Consider the following 22,299-nt stretch of genomic DNA (forward strand, 5'->3'; position numbering starts at 1 on the left):
CACACTTTAAAGAAACGATAGTATTCCCTGTAATCCAAAAAATAAGGAAAGACATAACACCTATGTCTTTCCTCTAAAATTGTAACACTCAATATGCTCTTGGCTCTATTTAATTTTCTAATTAAACCTTTACATATCTTTCTTTATAATATTTTCTAACTCTGTCCAACTTGTAATACGCGGGATATTGAGATGTTGATTGTAAGAAGTAGTTTTTGCATACACTTTTATTGGCTTTCCTATTAACGTTTCTAAGACAGCTGGCTTATCATCAAAGAAATAGTTTAATTTCATTTCTTGTATGAAGTGTATTTTTTCTTCATCCCTCATTCCATAGAAAAAGCGATCTTCATGTACCGGAAAACCTTTTTCTATTAACCATTTTTTTGTTTGCTCTCCATGCTCTTTAGGCCGAGCTGTTATATAGTATATTTCATGTCCCTGTCTTTCTAATTCTTGTAATGTCTCTACTGCATATGGAAACGGTGAACAAGAAGTATAATAAATCTCATCCAGCAAACTATTCCACATATGACTGCCTTCCTCCGAATTCATGCCAAATGCTTCATGAATTTCAATTGTTTTTAAAGAATGAAATATATCCAATCCTACTTTTTTGTTTAATTTTTTATTATATAAATGAAAAGCATGCTGCCTTAAATCAATTAACGTATCATCGATATCAAATCCAAACTTCACTCTTCATCGCTCCATTCTGCCATCCATCTATCGAAAAATATAAGTAGTTTTTATTCTCCTTATATTTTCCGATATTCTGGATAGCCAATAAATCTATAATCTTTTCCAACCTGGGTAAATGATATATCCTTAAACTCAATCGCATCTTGCATTTTAGTAATACCAGTCCCCTCTACAAAGCTAGGCGCCAATCTGCCACCAATGATTTTAGGTGCAAAATATAAAATAAGTTTATCCATCAATCCATTTTCAATAAACGAAGCATTTACCTCTCCACCACCTTCAATAAGCAGGGAGGAAACTCCTTTTTGTCCTAAAACATCAAGCATTTCATGTAAGTTTATATGCTTTTCTCCGCTAGTAACAAATACTTTAACTCCTGCATTTTCTAATGCTTTCTTTTTTTTCGCTGCATGATTACTTGTTGTAAATATCCAGGTAGGAGCTTCTCCATCTGTAACAACGTTAGCTTCCATCGGTATGCGTAATGTCGAGTCCAATATTATTCGAATTGGATTTCGTCCATTTGGAATACGCGTTGTCAATGATGGATTATCCTTTTGAACAGTATTCGCTCCTACTAAAATAGCCGCATTTTCGTTTCGTATTTGGTGTACTTCTTGTCTTGCTTCTGTAGATGTAATCCACTTACTATCCGATGAAGACGTAGCGATTTTCCCATCTAATGTAACTCCTGATTTAATCGTTACAAATGGACGCTTTATCAAAATATATTTATTAAAGACTTCATTCATTTTTTTAGATTCTTCTTCACACACTCCTACAAGTACTTCAATACCTGCATCTTGTAGAATTTTAATTCCACGTCCAGAAACAAGCGGGTTTGGATCAAGTGTAGCAACTACTACCTTCTTAATTCCTGCTTGTACAATGGCTTCAGCACAAGGCCCTGTTCTACCATGATGAGAACAAGGTTCAAGAGTTACATAGATTGTACCACCACGTGCCTGTTCTCCAGCCATACGTATCGCATGTATTTCGGCATGTGGTTCTCCGGCCTTCATATGTGCTCCGACCCCTACAATTCGATTATCATTTACAATTACAGATCCAACCAATGGATTTGGAGTCGTTTGTCCCTTCATAGCCTTGGCATTTTCTAGTGCTAGCTTCATATACAATTCATGCTCAAGCATGTAAGTGTCCCCCTTCAAAATGTCCAGAACGCTGAATCTTCGTTTGCAAATATTTCTCATTAAACTCTGAGACATCACCCCATAACGGTTCACGACTCGTAACATTTAATCCAGCTTTTTGTAACGCTTCTAATTTTTTTGGATTATTTGTAATAAGTTTTACAGGTTTTGAGCGTAGCGCTTTTAATACTTCAATTGTATCATCATAGTTTCGAACATCATCTTCAAAACCTAGGTTCAGATTAGCTTCTACTGTATCTAACCCATTTTCTTGCAAGAGGTACGTCATTGCTTTACTAAACAAACCAATTCCTCTTCCTTCATGATTCGCTAAGTAAAATAAAGCACCTGAACCATGTTCTGTAATCATTTGTAAAGACTGCTTTAATTGGAATCCACAGTCACAACGTTTACTACCAAAGATATCACCGGTGTGACAAATACTATGCATACGAATTAGGGCATCTTCAGAATTCTCAAAATCACCATATACAAGCACACTAGATTGCTGCATATCAGCTAAATTAATAGATGAGAGTTTTTTGATAATTCCTTCTACACTATTTGTAACCTCACTACATTGTAACCAAGAATACCATTGGAAAATTTTAGTCTCCCCATATAAATTAATTGGCAATTTGATAGGTCCTACTAAATAAATATCCTTTCCATCTTGATGTATAAATTGAATTTTATCTTCTAACATATGAATTGTATCTGTTGTAACCATTAGGTACCTCCTAGTATTGAGAATCTCTAAAAATTCTCTTCCATTGTTATATTTTTTATTGTTTAACTTACACAACGTAAGTGTTTTTACAGATGCTATTCTTTTTTCTCTCAGCTTATATGCAATATGTATCATTACAACTTTGGCCATTTAAAGAAAAGAGTTTTAGTTACATAAAACAACTTAGTTACTTTATGTAAGTGAGTATACATTCGTAATTAATTTACGTCAAGTAATTAATTATAAAAACATTTGTTACTAATAGTAAGATGTTATATAATTTGTTTTAGGAGGTGAAGGAAAATGAATGATTCTACATTATGCCCTCGCTTTGAAAAAGGAATGAAATTTTTTAGCCAACGATGGACAGCACTAATTATTTACCAACTTCTTTCTGGATCTCAGCGCTTTTGTACGCTTGAATCTTCTCTTCCTGTTAGCGGAAGATTACTTTCAGAAAGATTGAAAGAATTAGAACTAGAAGGAATTGTCGAACGTAAAGTCTTTCCTGAGACACCAGTTCGTATAGAATATTCTTTAACTCAAAAAGGATTTGCTTTAGAAGCTATTATTCGCGGAATAGAAGAATGGTCACAGGAATGGATAGAACTTGAGGAATAACATAAAAGCTTTTTCGTATATAGTTTTAAGTAATCAAATTACAGATACCTATTATTAAAACGCTAGTTTTTCAAGCATTTATGAAAAGCTAGCGTTTTTTAATGAATAAAATAAAATTTAAGAAATGAAACAAGATGATCAAACCGATCACCTTGTTCCTTTAAAGATTAAAATAGTGATTTTAACAACTTTTATTAATACATACTCGATTAACAGAAATAATAAATAGAATTTTTGTAACTAAACAGTTTTATTTTCGCAATACAGTTAGCTTATCCCGCTATTTGCGGACAGTAAGACCACCACTAATTAAATTTCCATTTTATTGCATTTGAATATTACTTATGAAATTTCACACGCTCTTCAAGTGGTTGGAATTCTTTTTCACCTGGTGCAGCTGTTGGATTACCAAATGGCATTTGTGCAATTAGTTTCCAATTAGCAGGAACATTCCATTCTTGTTTTACCTCATCATCAATTAATGGATTATAATGTTGTAAAGATGCCCCTAATCCCTCTGCTTCTAAACCTGTCCACACGACTAATTGGTGCATACCTGATGCTTGGTGTGACCAAATTGGGAAGTTTTCAGCATATGCAGCAAATTTTTCTTGAAGCGATTTAACGATAGCCTCATCTTCAAAGAATAGTACTGTTCCATAACCAGCTTTAAAAGAATCCATTTTTTGTTGCGTTCCTGAGAAATCTCCATCTCCAACTACTTTTCTTAATGTTTCAGTTGTAATATCCCATAATTTATCATGAGCTTCACCAAATAATACAACTAATCGCGCAGTTTGAGAATTGAAAGCTGATGGAGTATATTTCACAGCAAACTCCACAATTTCTTTAATTTTTTCATCCGATACTTGTACCTCTTTGTTAATTCCATAATAAGTACGTCTTTCTTTCAGTGCAGTATAGAAATCTTTTGTCATAATTCATTTCCTCCTAAGTTTTAATATTCTTCAAAATGATACATTGCGAAGATAATATGAGTTGAAATGAGTTCATTTTTGAACCATTGAACACCATAACACCAATTGCTAGTCATTCTGAATCTAAACCACTGCTTCTTGCTTCAGTTTCCCTAAAAAAACACTTATAGCATCATTGATACAATCTAGTGATCATTCGGTATTATTTTACCCATTCTCTATTCATGTATCCTGCTTGTTTCATATTTACACAAATATGAAAATAACCTTAAATTGCTGGTCAAAAAAGCCAGGTAGCATGAATAACACATTACCTGGCTTTTTACATTTTTAATTTAAATTCAACTAAACATTACCAATGAATAGTAGTAAAAACTATACCTGTCACTTATTTAATAATTAACATCTCATATGGATGTTGTTCCATAAATCTATTCTCCCAAGGAATCTCTAATGATGTCCAATTTGAACCACCGTCTACTGACTGATACACTCCTTTATTGCTAAACAGATAAAACGTTCCATCACTTGTTGCCTTTAATACTGGTATGATTGTCCCTTTAGGAGTTGGTAAACCTGCATTCATTTCCGCCCAAGGCTGATCTTTTTCTTTCTTATAAATATATGATTCACAATTCCCATTATTGTAATCATGCGCTACGTGTGGATTTGAAGATGTCGCGATAATAATATTTTCTGGATCATTTGGGTTAACTGCCATTTGATATGCGTAATGATGTTTTAGCCCACTACACATATAGTTCCAAGTCTTACCTCCATCATTACTCTCCGCATACTCTTGACCTGGTTCTTTCAAGAATGAATCACCTAACACCCCGTATAAACGATTTGGGGCATTGCGATGTGATGTAAGAATGTGAATATCTTGAGGATAGTTCCCCTCTTTTTCCTCAGTCCATGTCTTACCTCCATCTACACTTTTAATTAATCCCCCAACCTCAATAGTCGTATAAATAGTTTCTGGATTATTAGCATCAATTTCAATATGTTTTACATGGTGTGTATATGTTCTTTGAGGAAAGAACCATGATGAATATGATGGCATTTGTCGATAATCAGTTAGCAGCTCAAAACTGTCTCCTCCATTTTTGGATACGAACATTGCGCTCGGTTCAGTTCCTACATATACAATCCCGTTACCGTCATCCCCCTTCGCTGGAGATACAGAAACTGCTGTAATAGCTCTCATATGAATAGCATTTGCTGGGAACACTTCACCAAAGGAAGGTAACGCACCAATCGCTTCCCATGAACTTCCTCCATCTTTACTTCTCCATAATCCCCTGTCAAAGGTACCACAATACATTCTTTCTGGATCGTATGGATCTGAAGCTAACGCAACCGGATTCGCACCTACAAACTGCGATTGGACGCTCCATGTTGAGTCTTTTTTTTCTGCAATTACAAGTTCTCTATCAAACGCTAATATGAATTTTTCCATTACTAAAATCTCCTCGCTTCATGAATTTTCTACTATGTTATTTAAATTTTGAACATTACAAGTTAAGAGGTGTATTTTGCATGCTATAGCATACAAAGGATAAATTTTATAAGCAATATGTGATTAAAAACTTACATTATATAATTTGTTAACTTCACATCCGTATGATGAACAAGATGTCCTGTTAACTCATATAAGTCCATATGCCACCTCTAAATAAATCGCAATTTATATGCTATAGCATATATAATATAGAATCCATTATTTTATGTCAAACTTTAATACTGTTAATCAGTTCTTTAGCTCGTCTAAAGTAATTTAAAAGTCATAATATAAACAGAAACATTTTATTGTCTATTCAATAAAAAAAGAGTGCAATTTTTGCACTCTTTTTACTCATTTCTATTAGAAATCAAAGTTATCAGGATCTGGACCAACGCGGTGATTTTGATTTAATGCATCGATTTTTTCCATATCTTCTTTCGTTAATTCAAAGTTAAATACATCTGCATTTGCAATAATGCGGTGCTCTTTCGTTGATTTTGGAATTGTGATCACTTCATTTTGAAGGTCCCAACGTAAAATCACTTGTGCTGTTGTTTTACCATGTTTCTCAGCAATTGCCTGTAATGTTTCATTATCTAATAATTGACCTTGCATAAGTGGTGACCATGCTTCCATTTGAATACCTTGTTCTTTACAGAAAGCTTGTAATTCTTTTTGTGTTAAACGAGGATGGTATTCTACTTGGTTGATCATCGGCTTAATTTCTGCATCTTTTATTACATCTTGCAGATGGTGAATTTGGAAATTACTTACGCCAATTGCACGTACACGCTTTTCTTTATAAAGTGTTTCTAACGCTCTCCATGTATCTTTATATTTCCCTTCTACAGGCCAGTGAACAAGATATAAATCTAAATAATCTAGCTTTAATTTTTTTAAGCTCTCTTCGTATGCAGCAATCGTTTCTTCATATCCTTGATCTGCGTTCCATACTTTTGAAGTAATAAATAATTCTTCTCTTGAAATACCAGTTGTTTCAATACCGGCACGAATCCCCTCACCTACAGCTGCTTCATTTCCGTAAATTGCAGCTGTATCAATGCTGCGGTATCCTGCTTTAATTGCTGATTTAATCGCTTCTACAAGTTCTGGTCCTTCTTCTACTTTAAATACACCTAAACCAAACCAAGGCATTTCCACACCATTACTTAATACTGTTTTACTTTGTAAGTTTTTCATTTTATTTTCTCTCCTTTTATTTTACTTGATCTCTTTTTTCTAATGTCATGCTCCATGCTGTTAAAATAACAGCACCTACTACCATAATGCCGCCTACCCAAGCTGTATGAATTAACCCTAACGAGTTCGTTACAATACCGCCTAAATAAGCACCAAGAGCAATCCCAGCATTAAACGCCGCAATATTAATTGCCGATGCAACATCGACAGCACTCGGTACAAATCGTTCAGCTAACATTACGACATATACTTGTAACCCTGGAACATTCATAAATGCGAATAGCCCCATTAAAATAATTGTGATTAACCCAGCTACCTTAAATGGTGCCGTAAATGTTAAAACAAATAGTATAATCGCTTGAATAAAGAACATGTAGAATAGCGCTCGAATTGGATTATGATTCGATAATTTTCCGCCAATCACATTCCCTATCGCAATGGCGATTCCATACACTAATAAAATGATAGTAACCGTATTTGCTTTAAATCCTGTTACCTCTTGTAATAACGGAGATAAATACGTAAAAGTTACGAATGTTCCCCCATATCCTAATGCAGTAATAATGAAAACTAGTAACAGTCTTCCGTTCGTAATCAGTTTAAATTGATCGCGGAATGATACAGACGCACCTTTTTTCATATTAGATGGAATGAGAATACTATTTGCAATTAAGGCGATAATTCCAATTACTACAATTGCTAAAAATGATGTTCTCCAGCCAAATTGTTGACCAATAAATGTTCCAATTGGTGCCCCTGTAATAGTTGCAACTGTTACACCAGTAAACATGATGGCAATCGCGCTAGCACGCTTATTTTCTGGGACAAGTGCCGCAGCAATTGTTGAACCAATTGACATAAACACACCATGCGAAAGTGCAGAAATAATTCGCGCAATAAGTAATACAGTGAAGCTTGTTGCTACCGCTGCGATTCCGTTACCAATAATGAAAATAATCATAATCCACATTAATAACGTTTTTCGTGACATATTAGCTGTTAATGACGTTAATACTGGAGCACCAAACGCTACACCTAACGCATATAAAGAAACTGTTAAACCAGCTGTTGTAACCGACACATGTAAATCTTCCGAAATAGATGGTAATAAACCGACACTAACAAATTCAGTTGTCCCAATCCCGAACGCACTAATTGCTAACGCTAACAACGCAAATATACTTCTTCGATTCGTCTGAACTTCTGAAGACGATGCTGTATATGAATTCAATTGAGTTTCCCCTCTTCCCTATAATTCCTATCATAATAGTGCGATAAAAAGGCCCTTTTATCTTCTAAAAAACATATTTAATCTCTACAAACGCTATTATGAATGGTTTCATTCTTTTTTTAAAGAACGCACTTTAAAGTACTATAGGTACTTTTTAGTACCGTAAAGCTTGTTTCTCTCTTACATGTGCTATTATGAATGATAATCACCCTAATAAAAAGTACGTACTTTAAAGTACTATAGGTACTAAAAAGTAACATTTATATAACCTAGCTTATTTTGCTCAAAAATTGAAATCTACATTCCATGAAAAAGACTTTCAAATGAAGAAATACACTTTCCCGTAGAGGCAACTTTAGAGAATATTACTTAAACATATAAAGGATCATGTTCATTACCACAGACAAATAATAAAAAGGCAAAAACGAACAGAAATGTGTTCATTTTTGCCTTTTTTATTTAATGATTAAAATGTACGACTTTGGGAAAGGAAATCTGCATTAGCTCCTGTTACACCACTTTGTCCCCAGTTCCCTGGAATCATTTCACGAATAAGAATTAGCACTTTATCCAAAGGTGCATGAGTATATTTAGATGTTACTTGTGTAAGTTCGTTTACCCACTTATCCTTTGTCTCTTGATCAAATGTATTCCATATATCAATCTTAATAATAGCCATTCCATTAACGTTACGACCTAGTGTATCGTAAGACTCTTTTGTCTCCCAATCGGACACCCTACTTTTCACAGCAAAGGTAGCATCACTTGCTACAGCCCCAGCTTTCCCCCAGTTTTCTTTCTCAAGTTCCGTTATCAACACTTGAATTTTGTCAGGGACAATTTTTAATAGTTTTATTGTAAGTTCCGTTACACTATAAATAAATTCCTTCTTTTCTTCTGTTGACATGGTTGGCCAAGTATTTAGCTCGATTAATGGCATAGTATTGCCCCCTAAATTTAATTATCTATTGACTCGTTACAACTATTGGTTCAAATGATTTTTAACTGCTCTTACTACCAATTCGTGATCTTCTTCTGGTGGTAATCCTGAAACTGTTATCATTCCAATAACCCCTACGTTTTTTATCCTGATAGGAAAGCATCCACCAAACGCAGCATATTCCGAAGTATCTAAAAGATATTTTTCATTATATGAAATTCCAGTTATTTCACTTTGTATCTGCATATAATACGAGCTACGATCATGCAGGGAAACGACTCGTTTTTTACGCTCAATCCATTTCGTATTTTCCGCATTTGTCCCTGTCATCTTGAAATGAAATAATTGCACACCATTTTTCGTTATATCAACAGCAATCAATTTCCCCTCTCGCTTTGCTGTTTCAACGATAAATAAACCTAGTTGCAAGGCATCTTCATTTGTAAAAGAGGAAAATTGAAGCGTTTCCTCCTCTTTTAAAATTTGTTTACTTATTTCATTCAAATTTGAAGTGCTCATATCTTTAACCTCCATAATTGTTTTATGCCACACCGACATTTTTTCGAAATTATTAGGCCATATAGTACAACCCTTCAATCAATCTGATTCTAAATAAACTGCTGTAACATCGTTGGTAACTAGTAGTACCGTAAAGCTTGTTTTCTTCTTACTGGTGCTATTATGAATGATATTCAAAGTTATAAAAAGTACGCACTTTAAAGTGCTATAGGTACTTTAAAGTACTATTCTACTTATCCCTATCTTACAGAGACTATTATGAAATATATTTAACATCTTAAAAATGTATGTACTAAAGAATAATATTTTTAATCACTAACTTTTTTGATCAATCGTTATAATCCAATTTCATCAAAATTTTTATCAATTATTACACTATCCAACAATAGGAGGAAACAAAGATGGATGAAAATATATCCAAAAGCTGAAAAGCAGTTGAGTCCCTTGAGGAAATAGTTATAATTCACTACTTATAGAAATAGGCATACAAAAACGCCATCCTTTCCTATAATTCTACAGAAAGAATAGCGTATTTTTCAAAAATGAGTTCTTTTATTGAGAAACTTTGATTCTATATCATACATAAAAGGGCAACCAGTGCTAAAACAGCTGGAAGTCCTTGTTTCACAATAATTGATTTATTAGATGTGAAACCTCCGAAAATAGCTGCTATCACCACACAAATCACGAAAAATAATTGGACCATATAACCAATTGGATTGAGTCCAAGTACAAGTCCCCAAATGAGACCAGCCGCTAAAAATCCATTATATAAACCTTGGTTTGCAAACATAATGGCTACGTTTCGATCTCCTTCTAAATGCTTCGGTAATTTGAAAGCACGTTTCGCTACTTTTGAATCAATAAAAAACATTTCAAGGATCATGATAAACAAATGTTCTAATGCTACGATCCCGACTAAAATAGCTGCGATTATTTCCACACTATTCTGCCCCCTACACTCTCTATTCTTTAATATTCTCTACATTTTTTTGCACCTGTAATAGAACATGAATAAGTATTTTGCGTTCTTCTCCACTGATATTTACGAACATTTCCTTCATAAAATGTTCCTTTTCTTTCTTGTCAAAATATTAATTGATATATCAATTATTGATACATCAATTAATATACATCTCTCTTTTTATTTTTGCAAGTTTTTTTGCTCAATTGGTTTTATTTTGTTCCAGCAACTTTAAACCAATTCAAAACATCAGTTCGCATTTCTAGAAATCATAATTACTTTAAGTTCATTCTGACAATCATATTTAACTAAATATATAAAAGAATTGAGTTATATCTCCATCAATTTATAAAAATTAATTTTTTCTAAAAACAGATACTTTACGTTTTTTATAGTAATAAAAATCATTTTTTTGTTTCAGAGGCAATCCATTTTGTTAGCCTGATGGGCATAAGATAGCACCCATATGGAGAACCAATTATCTTTCAAGAAGATGGCTAGAAATCTGGAATTGGTACAGGAGTTGCCTACTTCCCCGATTCAGATGGTACTAATTTAGAGCTAATTGCTCCAAAAGGGCCATTTAGACGTGACTAATTAAAATATATTAATACTGAAAAACCACCTTTATGAGAGGTGGTTTTTTGTTGCTAATAGTGAAGGTTAATATTGAGGTCTGATTGATACCTATTCCTTTTCCACATCTTTCATCATACCATCGAAAGAATAGTCTTATAGCTATTTCAAATATTTCGGCAGTACTATATTGCTAGCAAGCTAAAATTTCATGGTACTCCCCAAAAACTCTGCTGAATCATAACCCAAAGTTCATTTTATCATTTCAAGGTAATTCGAAATTCTTAAGTTGTTGGGCACGGGGTACAGCTGAAAAACAGTGTATATTCATTAACTTCAAACTAATTTTGATGTAACAAAATTGTATTTATACCTTTTTAACAAATTCAGATTTTAATTTCATAGCTCCAAAACCATCAATTTTACAATCAATATTATGATCTCCATCAACTAATCGGATACTCTTTACTTTTGTACCAATTTTTACAACTGATGAAGTTCCTTTTACTTTAAGATCTTTAATTACTGTTACAGAATCACCATCGTTTAAAATATTTCCATTTGCATCTTTAATTACCTTTGTATCTTCACTATTTTCAGCTTCTAATTCTAAAGTCCACTCATGAGCACATTCTGGACAAACAAAAAGATTCCCATCTTCGTAAGTGTATTCTGAATTACATTTTGGACAATTTGGTAAATTAGACATATTTTTATTTCCTCCACTCGTTTTCGTGTATTCTATTAAATAAATATTATTTTTAATTTCCCTTTTCCGTTTAAATATACGGAAAATATTCTCTTCTTACTGTTTGATACTTATTTGTTGAATGTATAAAAAAACTACTTGTTCACACCTTGTAAAAAATCTTCTCCACATTCTCCAAAACAAACTTTCTTCTTCTCTATTTTTTAATAAAATGATGAAAAAGTAGATGAAATCAAACAAACTTTGTATGTGAAGTGAAATTTTTAAAAATCTAATGCATTTACTTTATTCTTTATTGTATTGATTTCCTGAGATTGCTGAGAAAGCCCTGTACACTCATGAAAAGCAAAATGCTTACACCCTATACATTTTCTTGTATTCAGATGTCCTAAAGCACAATTAATTGCTTCCCCGGTATGATCAAAAAAGTTTTCTTTCCCAATCTCAGCGTACAATCCATTCTTATCTAGATTGGCTTTTAGCTCTGATTGAATTCCAGAAATAAGAAGTACGCCACCTTGTTTTTTGAAGTGCTGAACAATATTCCTAAAGTAAGACTCTCCTGTGGTATCAATAAAAGGAACTTTTCCCATACGTAAAATTAAAACTTTAGGTTTATAATGAATAGTCGCTAAAATATTTTGTTCAAATGTTTGAGCAGCCCCAAAGAATAATGGGCCTTCTATTGTATAAATACTAATTTGTGGACAATCATGAGCTTTATTTACCACATGCGATAACAATTTTTCATTCTTTTTTGTATGATCAGGAAGCACTTTAGATATAACAAGCATATTACTCATACGTTTTGTAAACAAAATAACAGCTAAAATAAGACCGATCTCCACAGCTGTTGTTAAACTAGTAAATACAGTAAGTAAAAATGTTACTAGTAATACAAGGGAATCTCCTGTCTTCATTTTGAGTATGTGATAAAAATGTTTTTGTTCGCTCATATTCCAAGCTACCACCATTAAAATGGGAGCCATACTAGCAAGAGGAATATGTGAAGCATATGGAGCTAACAGTAAAAGTGTCAATAACACAAATCCCCCATGAATAATACCCGACATCGGAGATACAGCCCCACTCTTAATATTAGTCGCTGTACGAGCAATTGCTCCAGTTGCTGGAATCCCGCCAAATAACGGGGTAACAATATTTGCAATCCCCTGACCGACAAGCTCTTTGTTACTGTTGTGTTTACTATTTGTCATACCATCTGCCACGACAGCGGATAAAAGCGACTCAATTCCACCGAGCATCGCAATAACAAATGCAGGACCAATTAACTGTTTTATACGTTCTAATGTGATTTCTGGTATATCAAACTGAGGAAGTGTATTTGGAATCGTGCCATATGCTGTACCAATAGTAGGTACATGACCTGAGAAAAATACAGTTGCAATTACAGTTGAAATAACAACACCTACTAATGAACCAGGCACTTTTGGTAAAATCTTTGGTGTTATGAGTATAACAAAAAAGCAAATCAAAGCAGTTATAACACTATAAAAATTAGTAGTACTGATATGAGTGAAGAGTTCCTTCAAATTCGCTAGAAATTCCTCATGCTTTTTTATACCTGTTAAACCTAAAAAACTAGCAATTTGTCCCGTAAAGATAATAACAGCAATACCTGAAGTAAAACCAATTGTTACAGGACGTGGAATAAACTTAATTAAAGAGCCTAGTTTGAAGATTCCCATAAGACATAAAATAATTCCAGCTAACAAACCCGCGAGTAGTAAATTTTCGTATCCATAGGTAATTACAACTCCTAAAAGAATCGGAACAAAAGCACCTGTAGGTCCTCCAATTTGATACTTCGAACCACCAAACAGTGAAATGAGTATTCCAGCAATACAGGTTGTATAAATCCCATACTCTGGCTTAATACCAGAGGCTATAGCAAAAGACATAGCAAGTGGAATCGCAACAACTCCAACAATCATTCCTGAAAGAAGATCCTTTTGAAAATGTGCTAATGAATATCCTTCAAACCTTCCTGTAAATAACTTTCTCATTACAAACCCTTCTTTTCTATTTTTAATAGATCTGGATTACAAATGTATTTCTCGGTCCCTTATACAGAAAATTGTCCTTTTCACAAAAATAAAAAACATCCTAATATTTACTATATGTTTTACTTAAATGACACTCCAATTCACCTATATCTCCACCTTGTTGTACATAGGATTTCAATCTTTCTGCTAAACGTTCTCCGGCTCGACTATCTAGCTTCTTCGTATCAATAAACGATCTAATCCTTACCTTATCTGGAGTAATATCTCTACGAAACATTTGTCCTGGAATTTCACTCCAAAAACGATTCCATTCATCCAGTAATCCTATTTGATCAAATAAAAAACCTTGAATTCCACATAACCAAGCTGTACAAGCAGTATTTCTTTTTCGACATCCAACTCCATCTTGTAAATGTTGGCATGAAAAACAACAAGAATTTCCACTTTTTATACAAACTTCACAAACGTAATGAGCTCCTAATGAGCGAAATGTTTCAATCCCATGTTGGATGATATCTTCTTTCTTAACCTCAATACTCAACCTATCCCTCCTTGGCCATCATTTCACTTTCTGCTTCATCTAGCTCTTCTAACATTGAAATCGTATCGATTAAATGGTTGTTGAAAATCTTCCGTGCAACCACCAATAAATCCACAATAATAGGGTCTCGTAAAGAATATAAAACTCTTTTTCCATCTTTCCTACCAACAACAATATTTTTTGAACGTAGTACACTTAATTGCTGAGAAACAGCTGAGCCTTCCTTATTTAAAATATCTTGAATTTCGTTTACGCTTTTTTCACCTTCTGACAATAATTCTAAAATACCTATTCGCAAAGGGTGTGCTAAGGCTTTAAAGAAATCTGCTTTAAATTGTTGCATTTCGTTTCCCATTGAAATCCCTCCGTTACTTTTCCTCAATTTCAAAAAGTATCATATACATCTTCAAATGTTTGAATATGTATATGATACTTTTAAAACCTCGAATTTTCAATACAAATTTTACAATATTAAATAAGCATCAAATAGAGAAATATACTATTCAAATTCAGGTTCAAAATTTATTATCCAAAATAAAAGCGCCTAACATATTAGGGATATATAATACGTTAGGCGCTTGATATTTAAAATTTTTCGATTTAGGTCTTGATAATATTGGATGAGTATATGACCAAAACGCTAGATGACTAATATGAATAAACTTATTTGTAAAATTAATTCCTTAGAATATTTTAAGAGCAAGTTTTGAAAAAAACTATTCAAAACTTGCTCCTTATTTTCTCAGATCCAACTATTTTGATACTAAAACCAACAGTAGTGAATTAGAATAATGACTTAATACTTGCTAAGACAGTAAGTACACCTACAATAATAACAAATACGTTGCTCATTTTCCCTTTGTATTTAGCTAGTACTGGCACTTTTTGAATCGCATACATCGGTAATAGACATAAGATAGCAGCAACTAAAGGACCGCTTAGAGAATCAATAAGTCCAAGAATACTTGGATTTGTATAAGCAACAAACCAGCATGATAATACAACAAAAGTAAGAATTATTGTCTTAATTGTTTTTTCTTCAATATCTTTTCCACGTGATTTACCAAACTTAATAATCATGTCACGCATTACTTCAAATGCTCCTATATAATGGCCAAGGAAAGACTTTGTAATAGCCACAAAAGCAATAATTGGAGCTGCAATAGTGATTACAGGCGAATTAAGCTCATTAGCAAGATATGAAAGAATTGATAAGTTTTGTTCTTTTGCCATTTTTATATCATCTGGAGTCAAGCTCAATGCGCTACTCCAAACGAAGAACATAACAACAGCGAATGTCATGATATAACAAACCTTTTGTATTTGCGCACATTTAGCATCAGTGGCTTCGATTCCATACGTAGCTCTCTGTTTCACAACAAATGATGAAATCATAGGTGAATGATTAAATGAGAATACGATGATTGGTAGAATCATCAATATCGTCCCAAAATAGCCTGTTCCTGTTGAAGCAGTTGAAACAGCTGAAAAACTAAGCATTGACGTATTCCACTGTGGAATTAAAGATATTGCGATAAACAGTAGAGAAACTATGAAAGGATACACTAACATACTCATTACCTTTACAGTAATATCTTGACCAAAATTCAGTATAGCGATAAGACCAAGAACTAATACAAGTGATAAAATAGCTCTTGGAGGTTCTGGCATGTGCAATTGATGCACAATAAAACTACTTGCAGTGTTTGTAAGCGCAACCGAATACATTAGTACGATTGTATAAATTGAACCGAAATATACGATGTTAAAAATGATACTCGCTTTATTTCCGAAATACTCTCTAATTGTACCTGTGATCCCCTCATCAGCAGAATTAGAAGCGTATATCATTTTAGCAAGTGCCCTATGTGAGTAGTACATAACTGGATATGCAAGCAATGTAATTAGTAGTAAAGATAATAAACCACCTGAACCTGCATTAATCGGTAAAAAGAGCACCCCTGCTCCAATTGCAGTTCCAAATAGACTGAGTGCCCATGTAGTATCCTGCTTATGCCACTTTTTCGGATCTGCATATTGCTCATTTTTTAGTGCGGTATTTTCAGCTTGAACTTCTATTTTCTTTGCAGTATTCCCGTTCATATAATAACTCCCCCTTGTATCTATTCCTGCATTTCTCTTTGCAACTAACAAATATTCCCTTTTTTTGGAAAATGAATTCCTTACAAGTTGCCCCACATTGTATGTCCTTCATCATAATGAATCCAAATTGAAACATTCGCTAATTAGCGTCCTAATATAATTGTTAGCGTTCACAAAAAAGTTTACTCGTAATATCCGCTCTTTATATAAAGAACCCTTAAGAGAACAATATAGAATAGACTTCATAAATACGTTGCAACATTTCTAATAACAGTGTATTACTTTAATGGTTTCTCTTTTTTACTTTTAACAGTAATTTTAGCTAAACCGGCCTCTCTTCATTTGCGAGGCATTTCTTTCTCAATTCTATACATTACTTTCATAACTTCGGTAGCACTGATGATATTGCTCACACAAGCCACTGAAGCACATTACATACATTTCGCCTCTAATCACACACCTTTCTTACTAATAATCGCATTTTTTATATTTTCTCCAGAGATAATAAAATTTCTCTCGACGCCCTCATTATAACGTGTATATTTATAAAATTAATATTTTTATATTTTCAGAAATATTAAAGAGGAATAATTTTATATGGATAATATTTTACAGTTAGCATGTAGCCATTGTTTTTATCGCTTAAAGCTGAATTAGTTAGTAAAAAAATACAATAATACATTGTTTTTCTAGGTGACTTATTATAAAAATACTTATATCCCCTTTTATCAAAAAATTTTATTTTAAACATAAAAGATATTCTAATAAATAATTAATGTAGGTAAAAAGAAAAAAATCCCAAAATAAAAAAAACCAGATTTTAGGATATATATTATTAATATTGAATTCATATACAATTTAAAAAGCTACACTGAGCAAAAAACAAAAAAGCTGCCCCATATGGACAGCTCATTTACATAATTATCGTTATCAGGAATACACAAACAAATCACTTCAATATCATCTTAATTGTAGTTTGTTCGGCTCTTCTTCAGGGATATCTCTATGTTTGTAATGAATCGTTTTTACATCATTTCCTTTTATGCGAAAAGTAATTGTGTCCCATAAGGCGGATTGTGTGCACCCTCAAAAGTTTAAATTTTAAAATCCCTCATTAACTAGCTCTTTTATCGAGTTTAATTTTGAAGAAAGCTCGATAAACCATTCTTCATCCCCTGTTAATAATGCAAGATCTATAAGATAAAGGATTTGTTCCTTATTTATTACCTTTGATTCAGGGAGTTTGTTAACGTGTTTACTAAAGAGTAAAATCGCTTCGTTTATTGTGTACTGGCCGTCACGTTTCACAATACTAACTGTAACTATATCCTCTACATCATCAAGTGATACAATATAACCAACTATTAATTCACCTTCATTTGATATTCCACGAACCCAATCTCCTACTTTTAAAACATGATTATTATTTGACATCATACCGTTTCACCTTCCTATAAATATTTTTTGTGACGATAAAAAAGATATAAAAACAAATTATACTGTAATATTTTTCATTACATTTAAGTGTTAAGAACTCACGGCTATATAATAATTAAGCCGCTTAACGCTCTTGATTGATAAGGTCAACAACTTCTTTCATTGTATAATTCTTTAAGTATTCACCTAGATGCTCTTCAGCACCTAAGAAAATAGCGAAAAGAACTTTTCGCATATTCGAACCTACAACACACTGATTGTTTGATTCTGGACACTTCGGCTGCAAAGCACCTTCAGAGGTTATCTGATAAATATGCCAAAGATTAATTTCATCTAAATCGCGAGCGAAAATAAAACCGCCACCAGTCCCCTCTTTCGATTGTATAAACTTATGTTTTTTTAACAAACTTAGTACTTTGCGAATGCGTACTGGATGAACACCTGCACTTTCTGAAATAGCATTACTTGTTGACATCCGGTCTGGCTGTAAAGCTAAATAAGTTAAACTGTGTATGGCCAAGGTAAAGTCGCTGTTCATGATTTTCCTCCTACGATTAAAAATATTGTTTCTCATATATTAACATACTGTAGCCATAAATATTACAGATTGGTTAGAACGTTAAAACATGTGGAATGCTTCTTGCCATAAAAAATTAATTCCCTTATATTCTATCCCGTCCCACCTATATCTGATAACTTCATTTAGCTTTTTAAGTTAAAAAGAAAATTAAACACTCCACTGTTTCTTCACTTGTTCTTCTGCCAACTGTTCAATTTTTGTCCAAATCGTATCTTTACTTACAATAACATTTGTTTGATAATTTCTATCTTTATAATTAACTGTAACACATACTTCAATCATCTTCTGCTTCCTCCTTTCAAGAAAATTTCTTATTTATATTTAATACCTGAAAAATTTTGAATTTAGTTATAATCTCTAGCATATAAATTCATTTTTTTAAATAATTAAGTTTAAAAACCCCACTGTTTCTTCACTTGTTCTTCTGCCAACTGTTCAATTTTTGTCCAAATCGTATCTTTGTTCACAATGACATTTGTTTGATAGTTTCTATCTTTATAATTAACTGTAACGCATACTTCTATCACCTTCAGTTTCCTCCTTTCAAAAAATTTCTCTTTCATACTATTACTTATTAATTAGCCAACTTTTGCAGTTCAATGTTTAAAAATGTTCGGACACTACGTGGTAAAAATTTGCGAATTTCTTCTTCGTTAAAACCAATTTGCAATCTTTTTTCATCCAGCATAATCGGGCGACGCAACATTAGTGGATGCTCAATTATTAATGTATAAAATTCATTTAGCGAGAGCTCATCAATATTTATATTTAAGTCCTGAAAAGTTTTGGATCTAGTTGAAATAATTTCAGTAGCCCCCTCTTCAGTTAAACGAAGAATCGATTTAAGCTCATCAACTGTCATAGAATTTGATACGATGTTTTTTTCAATATAATCAATTTGATGCTCTTCAAGCCATGCTTTCGCTTTTCGGCATGAAGCACAGCTTGCTGTTGTATATAGAATTACCATATTTAACTCACTCCTTTAATGTTATTAAACGTACATTTTAAATATCGCTTATTGAAATGTATTAAAAAAATTACAGTTTAGAATCAAATTCACATAATGTTAATTATTCAGCAATGTTTCATTTATCTCTATTATTCATGCTACATTTTACAGACGTTAACAACTCACTTTTAAAAATCTTACTGTAATTTTAAACTTTACAGTTCAATTAATCAACTGTTAAGTCTTGGATTAATTTTAATAACACAACAAATTATTCTCCTGTAAAATTCCCCATAGCATGATGGCTCCTTCAAAGCACATTTCACGCATTTCTTGCTTACAAGTGCTATTATGGATTATATTCATCCTAATAAAAAGTACGTACTTTAAAGTGTTATAGGTACTAAAAAGTAACATATGCATTTTTAAGTGCCGTTCTGCTTATTTCTCTCTTACATCGGTTATTATGACCGATATTTAGCACAATAAATAGTACGCACTTTAAAGTGTTATAGGTACTAAAAAGAAATAATTTTAGTATTGCAACGGATGTAGGCTCACAACTGTAATCTAAATTCATCAAAGGAGTTTTTTTATGAAGACATACAATATTCCTGTAGAAGCGACTTTAGAAGTTATTGGCGGAAAGTGGAAAGTTGTTATCCTTTGTCATTTAAAAAAAGGAACAAAAAGAACGAGTGAATTAAAACGTTTAATGCCTGGTATTACGCAAAAAATGTTAACGCAACAATTACGGGAACTAGAAGAAGATGGTGTAATCCAAAGGAAAGTATATGACCAAGTACCACCAAAAGTAGAGTATTCTTTAACGGATTACGGTTCGTCTTTAGGAGCTATACTCGATTCCCTCTGTTCCTGGGGAGAAGTTCATCTTGAAAAAACCGGGAACACATCCATGCTGATTACAGCAGATGAATCATAACTGTAGAAGACATAAAATAGGTTGAGACAATGCTTGCCTCAACCGGTTTTTATGTCTCTTTATAATTTTTTTGCCGTAATGACTGTTTCAAACTCAAAGGTTTCCGGTAGATGATCTGCATAAGAATATTCAAAAGTTCGTCCATCCGTTAAGTAAGCTACTTGCTCAACTCGCATTAGGAAATCCTGATTTGTTAAGTTCATAAACTGCTTTTCCCTATCATCTGGGCGAATCCCTTTAACCCTGACAACAGATGTCCCTACTTCAAGACCAAGTTTATTTTGAATATGTGAGTATATCGACTCCTCTAAAACAGAAGCCTTAACACCTGGGATAACCGAAATTGGCATCCATGTATGCTCCATAATCGTCGGAATGCTGTGAATGATGCGGAGGCGAATGATTTTATAGACGAAATCACCAATTGAAACTCCCAATTTCTCAGCAACTACTTCATCAGCACCTACAATCGCAAACTCGATAATTTTACTTTCTACCTCACTACCGTAAACAGCTTTCGTACCTGTTAAAGTTTGAATCATTCGTGCCTTTTCCTGCTGATGCCAATCTTGTACCACTGTTCCACTTCCGCGCCGACGGATAATGTAGCCGTCTCTTACTAATAGATCCAGCGCTTTTTTAATCGTAAGTGCTGAAACATCGAATTCTTCAGCAAGGACGGAGCTACTCGGAATTTTTTCGTTGATTTTATATTCACCGTCTAAAATTTGCTGTTTAATCTTTTGATAAATGCCGAGGTATTTTACTTGTGTTGATCCGCTTGCCATTTCCATACCTCCTTTATACTGCAAACTCTCTTCTATTCATTCAAATGTAAAGCCTCAAGTTTGTAAACTGAAGGTGATGGGGCAGCAAATCCGTTTTCCAAGATTTCAATATTCGTTACTGCTTCTTCATCTTTCACAAGTTTTGGTGCACCATTTACAATTGTGTCATACGCTGCATCATAGAAACGACCGTAATCACCAAGCGGCGTTTTAATTTGTTTTTCAATCCAGTCACCATTTGCATTACGATACTTAGCAATTCCATAATACATCGGCGAATCTTCACCAAATCCTGCACTCTCAGGCATAATACCCGCTTTCAAATCATTTTCCTGCTGATCTTCACCGTATTTAATAAATGAGCCATTTGTTCCATGAACGATAAAGCGTGGATAATCTGTTGCTACGATATGGTTCGTTTTCAGCTTAATCTTCAACTGATTTCCATAATGTAGACCAACATCGAAATAGTTATCAACCGCACCTTCCACTTCATTATTACGAATATCGTATGTCACTGTATTTGGACGGCCGAATAGTGAAATCATGCGGTCCATCGTATGAATACCTAAACTGTAAAATGAACCTTCTTCTTTTGGAGCTTCATGAGTGATTGAACCAGGACGGAAATAATCAATATGTGATTCAATCTCAATAATATCACCAAGGAATCCTTGTTCAACTACTTGCTTTACAGCTAAAAAATCACCATCAAAACGACGGTTTTGATAAGGCATAACGACTACACCTTTCTCTCGTCCTAAAGCTAATAATTCTTTCGCATGTACTACTGTATCGCAAAATGGTTTTTCAACGATAACTGATTTTCCGGCTAGTATAACTTTTTTTGCTAATTCATAATGCGTATGTGCTGGCGTACAGATCGTCACGACTTGAATTTCTTTGTCATTCAACAATTCGTCCAAATCAGTAGTGAAGTAAACACCTCTTTCCTCATATGGAGCCGCTAATTCTTCATTTATTTGACGTACAAAAATCGTTTTTACTTTTATATTATTACGTGTCTTTAGATAAGGTAGGTGATAACGGTTAGCTGATTTTCCAAATCCAATAAAGCCCATTGTTAATGTCATGTTCTTCAACTTCCTTGCTCATAAATTTTCGTTTCTACATTTA

The 22,299-nt window shown here is 33.4% G+C and carries 23 protein-coding genes and 3 pseudogenes; 3 read left to right on the forward strand and 23 right to left on the reverse strand.

Annotated elements, in window-relative coordinates:
• Positions 1 to 129: 129 nt before the first annotated feature.
• From ACTL4X_RS16740 to ACTL4X_RS16750, 3 genes are read right to left on the reverse strand one after another with little or no spacing between them, the layout of a single operon-like run.
• Positions 130 to 699, reverse strand: coding sequence for a 5' nucleotidase, NT5C type (locus tag ACTL4X_RS16740; protein ID WP_078386523.1), 570 nt, complete (start codon positions 697 to 699; stop codon positions 130 to 132).
• Positions 700 to 758: 59 nt separating this feature from the next.
• Positions 759 to 1,856: a bifunctional diaminohydroxyphosphoribosylaminopyrimidine deaminase/5-amino-6-(5-phosphoribosylamino)uracil reductase RibD gene (ribD, locus tag ACTL4X_RS16745; protein WP_142243980.1), complete on the reverse strand. Its 1,098-nt coding sequence runs from the start codon at positions 1,854 to 1,856 to the stop codon at positions 759 to 761.
• Complete coding sequence (locus tag ACTL4X_RS16750; RefSeq protein ID WP_078386524.1) at positions 1,849 to 2,586, reverse strand: GTP cyclohydrolase II; 738 nt, start codon at positions 2,584 to 2,586, stop codon at positions 1,849 to 1,851. Before ACTL4X_RS16750 ends, ribD begins: the two co-directional genes overlap by 8 nt.
• 303 nt (positions 2,587 to 2,889) lie before the next feature.
• Here ACTL4X_RS16750 and ACTL4X_RS16755 point away from each other — a divergent pair, with 303 nt between their 5' ends.
• Complete coding sequence (locus tag ACTL4X_RS16755; RefSeq protein WP_078386525.1) at positions 2,890 to 3,207, forward strand: winged helix-turn-helix transcriptional regulator; 318 nt, start codon at positions 2,890 to 2,892, stop codon at positions 3,205 to 3,207.
• Between the two features lie 338 nt (positions 3,208 to 3,545).
• On the opposite strand, the gene ACTL4X_RS16760 is transcribed toward ACTL4X_RS16755, so the two are convergent.
• From ACTL4X_RS16760 to ACTL4X_RS16790, 7 genes are all read right to left on the reverse strand, one after another.
• Positions 3,546 to 4,145: a nitroreductase family protein gene (locus ACTL4X_RS16760; RefSeq protein WP_000158938.1), complete on the reverse strand. Its 600-nt coding sequence runs from the start codon at positions 4,143 to 4,145 to the stop codon at positions 3,546 to 3,548.
• 388 nt (positions 4,146 to 4,533) lie between these two features.
• The gene (locus ACTL4X_RS16765; protein ID WP_000410432.1) at positions 4,534 to 5,607 is read right to left on the reverse strand and encodes a WD40/YVTN/BNR-like repeat-containing protein; all 1,074 of its coding nucleotides are present in this window, start codon (positions 5,605 to 5,607) and stop codon (positions 4,534 to 4,536) included.
• A 405-nt stretch (positions 5,608 to 6,012) separates the two neighbouring features.
• A complete protein-coding gene (locus tag ACTL4X_RS16770; RefSeq protein WP_000793565.1) occupies positions 6,013 to 6,852 on the reverse strand; it encodes an aldo/keto reductase in 840 nt (279 codons plus the stop codon).
• A 16-nt stretch (positions 6,853 to 6,868) separates the two neighbouring features.
• Positions 6,869 to 8,083 (reverse strand): MFS transporter, encoded by a 1,215-nt coding sequence (locus ACTL4X_RS16775; RefSeq protein ID WP_001089891.1) that lies wholly within the window; start codon positions 8,081 to 8,083, stop codon positions 6,869 to 6,871.
• A gap of 466 nt (positions 8,084 to 8,549) precedes the next feature.
• Positions 8,550 to 9,023: a tautomerase family protein gene (locus ACTL4X_RS16780; protein WP_017657589.1), complete on the reverse strand. Its 474-nt coding sequence runs from the start codon at positions 9,021 to 9,023 to the stop codon at positions 8,550 to 8,552.
• Positions 9,024 to 9,065: 42 nt separating this feature from the next.
• Positions 9,066 to 9,581: a heme-degrading domain-containing protein gene (locus ACTL4X_RS16785; protein WP_105559683.1), complete on the reverse strand. Its 516-nt coding sequence runs from the start codon at positions 9,579 to 9,581 to the stop codon at positions 9,066 to 9,068.
• 532 nt (positions 9,582 to 10,113) lie between these two features.
• Positions 10,114 to 10,485: a DUF1304 domain-containing protein gene (locus tag ACTL4X_RS16790; protein WP_000402472.1), complete on the reverse strand. Its 372-nt coding sequence runs from the start codon at positions 10,483 to 10,485 to the stop codon at positions 10,114 to 10,116.
• Positions 10,486 to 10,968: 483 nt separating this feature from the next.
• Between ACTL4X_RS16790 and ACTL4X_RS16795 the strand changes: the two are divergent.
• Positions 10,969 to 11,103, forward strand: a pseudogene (locus tag ACTL4X_RS16795) (VOC family protein); the annotation flags it as partial.
• A gap of 346 nt (positions 11,104 to 11,449) precedes the next feature.
• On the opposite strand, the gene ACTL4X_RS16800 reads toward ACTL4X_RS16795, so the two are convergent.
• From ACTL4X_RS16800 to spxA, 11 genes and pseudogenes are all read right to left on the reverse strand, one after another.
• Entirely contained in the window at positions 11,450 to 11,791 is a 342-nt protein-coding gene (locus tag ACTL4X_RS16800) for a zinc ribbon domain-containing protein YjdM (RefSeq protein ID WP_000067659.1), read from the reverse strand.
• 263 nt (positions 11,792 to 12,054) lie between these two features.
• Positions 12,055 to 13,818, reverse strand: a complete 1,764-nt coding sequence (locus ACTL4X_RS16805; protein ID WP_441394929.1) for a SulP family inorganic anion transporter — start codon at positions 13,816 to 13,818, stop codon at positions 12,055 to 12,057.
• 100 nt (positions 13,819 to 13,918) lie between these two features.
• Complete coding sequence (locus ACTL4X_RS16810; RefSeq protein WP_000021461.1) at positions 13,919 to 14,359, reverse strand: hypothetical protein; 441 nt, start codon at positions 14,357 to 14,359, stop codon at positions 13,919 to 13,921.
• A 1-nt stretch (position 14,360) separates the two neighbouring features.
• Complete coding sequence (locus ACTL4X_RS16815) at positions 14,361 to 14,714, reverse strand: ArsR/SmtB family transcription factor (RefSeq protein WP_000526187.1); 354 nt, start codon at positions 14,712 to 14,714, stop codon at positions 14,361 to 14,363.
• A gap of 428 nt (positions 14,715 to 15,142) precedes the next feature.
• Complete coding sequence (locus ACTL4X_RS16820) at positions 15,143 to 16,462, reverse strand: aromatic amino acid transport family protein (RefSeq protein ID WP_001014168.1); 1,320 nt, start codon at positions 16,460 to 16,462, stop codon at positions 15,143 to 15,145.
• A gap of 960 nt (positions 16,463 to 17,422) precedes the next feature.
• Positions 17,423 to 17,556, reverse strand: a pseudogene (locus ACTL4X_RS16825) (DUF3888 domain-containing protein); the annotation flags it as partial.
• Positions 17,557 to 17,563: 7 nt separating this feature from the next.
• Entirely contained in the window at positions 17,564 to 17,899 is a 336-nt protein-coding gene (locus ACTL4X_RS16830) for an IDEAL domain-containing protein (RefSeq protein ID WP_000987462.1), read from the reverse strand.
• Between the two features lie 124 nt (positions 17,900 to 18,023).
• Positions 18,024 to 18,437 (reverse strand): Rrf2-family transcriptional regulator SaiR, encoded by a 414-nt coding sequence (gene saiR, locus ACTL4X_RS16835; protein WP_001083465.1) that lies wholly within the window; start codon positions 18,435 to 18,437, stop codon positions 18,024 to 18,026.
• Positions 18,438 to 18,626: 189 nt separating this feature from the next.
• The gene (locus ACTL4X_RS16840; protein WP_000573516.1) at positions 18,627 to 18,761 is read right to left on the reverse strand and encodes a BA3454 family stress response protein; all 135 of its coding nucleotides are present in this window, start codon (positions 18,759 to 18,761) and stop codon (positions 18,627 to 18,629) included.
• Between the two features lie 110 nt (positions 18,762 to 18,871).
• Complete coding sequence (locus ACTL4X_RS16845) at positions 18,872 to 19,006, reverse strand: BA3454 family stress response protein (protein WP_000573515.1); 135 nt, start codon at positions 19,004 to 19,006, stop codon at positions 18,872 to 18,874.
• A 47-nt stretch (positions 19,007 to 19,053) separates the two neighbouring features.
• A complete protein-coding gene (gene spxA, locus ACTL4X_RS16850; protein WP_000236189.1) occupies positions 19,054 to 19,449 on the reverse strand; it encodes a transcriptional regulator SpxA in 396 nt (131 codons plus the stop codon).
• A gap of 577 nt (positions 19,450 to 20,026) precedes the next feature.
• Here spxA and ACTL4X_RS16855 point away from each other — a divergent pair.
• The gene (locus ACTL4X_RS16855) at positions 20,027 to 20,374 is read left to right on the forward strand and encodes a winged helix-turn-helix transcriptional regulator (protein WP_000860832.1); all 348 of its coding nucleotides are present in this window, start codon (positions 20,027 to 20,029) and stop codon (positions 20,372 to 20,374) included.
• A gap of 49 nt (positions 20,375 to 20,423) precedes the next feature.
• Here the strand turns inward: ACTL4X_RS16855 and ACTL4X_RS16860 are convergent.
• Together ACTL4X_RS16860 and ACTL4X_RS16865 are read right to left on the reverse strand one after the other, a co-directional pair.
• Positions 20,424 to 21,162: pseudogene (locus ACTL4X_RS16860) on the reverse strand (GntR family transcriptional regulator).
• A gap of 32 nt (positions 21,163 to 21,194) precedes the next feature.
• A complete protein-coding gene (locus ACTL4X_RS16865; RefSeq protein ID WP_086400971.1) occupies positions 21,195 to 22,256 on the reverse strand; it encodes an oxidoreductase in 1,062 nt (353 codons plus the stop codon).
• Positions 22,257 to 22,299: the final 43 nt, after the last annotated feature.

It is taken from the genome of Bacillus sp. RE35 (genome assembly GCF_052146655.1).
In the GTDB taxonomy this organism is placed as follows: domain Bacteria; phylum Bacillota; class Bacilli; order Bacillales; family Bacillaceae_G; genus Bacillus_A; species Bacillus_A cereus.

Coding starts and splice junctions, on each gene's coding strand:
- ACTL4X_RS16820 (WP_001014168.1), bottom strand. CDS start 16,462: ATGAACGGGAATACTGCAAAGAAAATAGAAGTTCAAGCTGAAAATACC.
- ACTL4X_RS16830 (WP_000987462.1), bottom strand. CDS start 17,899: ATGATGTCAAATAATAATCATGTTTTAAAAGTAGGAGATTGGGTTCGT.
- ACTL4X_RS16815 (WP_000526187.1), bottom strand. CDS start 14,714: ATGGGAAACGAAATGCAACAATTTAAAGCAGATTTCTTTAAAGCCTTA.
- ACTL4X_RS16800 (WP_000067659.1), bottom strand. CDS start 11,791: ATGTCTAATTTACCAAATTGTCCAAAATGTAATTCAGAATACACTTAC.
- ACTL4X_RS16765 (WP_000410432.1), bottom strand. CDS start 5,607: ATGGAAAAATTCATATTAGCGTTTGATAGAGAACTTGTAATTGCAGAA.
- ACTL4X_RS16840 (WP_000573516.1), bottom strand. CDS start 18,761: ATGATTGAAGTATGTGTTACAGTTAATTATAAAGATAGAAATTATCAA.
- ACTL4X_RS16750 (WP_078386524.1), bottom strand. CDS start 2,586: ATGGTTACAACAGATACAATTCATATGTTAGAAGATAAAATTCAATTT.
- ACTL4X_RS16780 (WP_017657589.1), bottom strand. CDS start 9,023: ATGCCATTAATCGAGCTAAATACTTGGCCAACCATGTCAACAGAAGAA.
- spxA (WP_000236189.1), bottom strand. CDS start 19,449: ATGGTAATTCTATATACAACAGCAAGCTGTGCTTCATGCCGAAAAGCG.
- ACTL4X_RS16760 (WP_000158938.1), bottom strand. CDS start 4,145: ATGACAAAAGATTTCTATACTGCACTGAAAGAAAGACGTACTTATTAT.
- ribD (WP_142243980.1), bottom strand. CDS start 1,856: ATGCTTGAGCATGAATTGTATATGAAGCTAGCACTAGAAAATGCCAAG.
- ACTL4X_RS16785 (WP_105559683.1), bottom strand. CDS start 9,581: ATGTCGGTGTGGCATAAAACAATTATGGAGGTTAAAGATATGAGCACT.
- saiR (WP_001083465.1), bottom strand. CDS start 18,437: ATGAACAGCGACTTTACCTTGGCCATACACAGTTTAACTTATTTAGCT.
- ACTL4X_RS16855 (WP_000860832.1), top strand. CDS start 20,027: ATGAAGACATACAATATTCCTGTAGAAGCGACTTTAGAAGTTATTGGC.
- ACTL4X_RS16755 (WP_078386525.1), top strand. CDS start 2,890: ATGAATGATTCTACATTATGCCCTCGCTTTGAAAAAGGAATGAAATTT.
- ACTL4X_RS16805 (WP_441394929.1), bottom strand. CDS start 13,818: ATGAGAAAGTTATTTACAGGAAGGTTTGAAGGATATTCATTAGCACAT.
- ACTL4X_RS16865 (WP_086400971.1), bottom strand. CDS start 22,256: ATGACATTAACAATGGGCTTTATTGGATTTGGAAAATCAGCTAACCGT.
- ACTL4X_RS16770 (WP_000793565.1), bottom strand. CDS start 6,852: ATGAAAAACTTACAAAGTAAAACAGTATTAAGTAATGGTGTGGAAATG.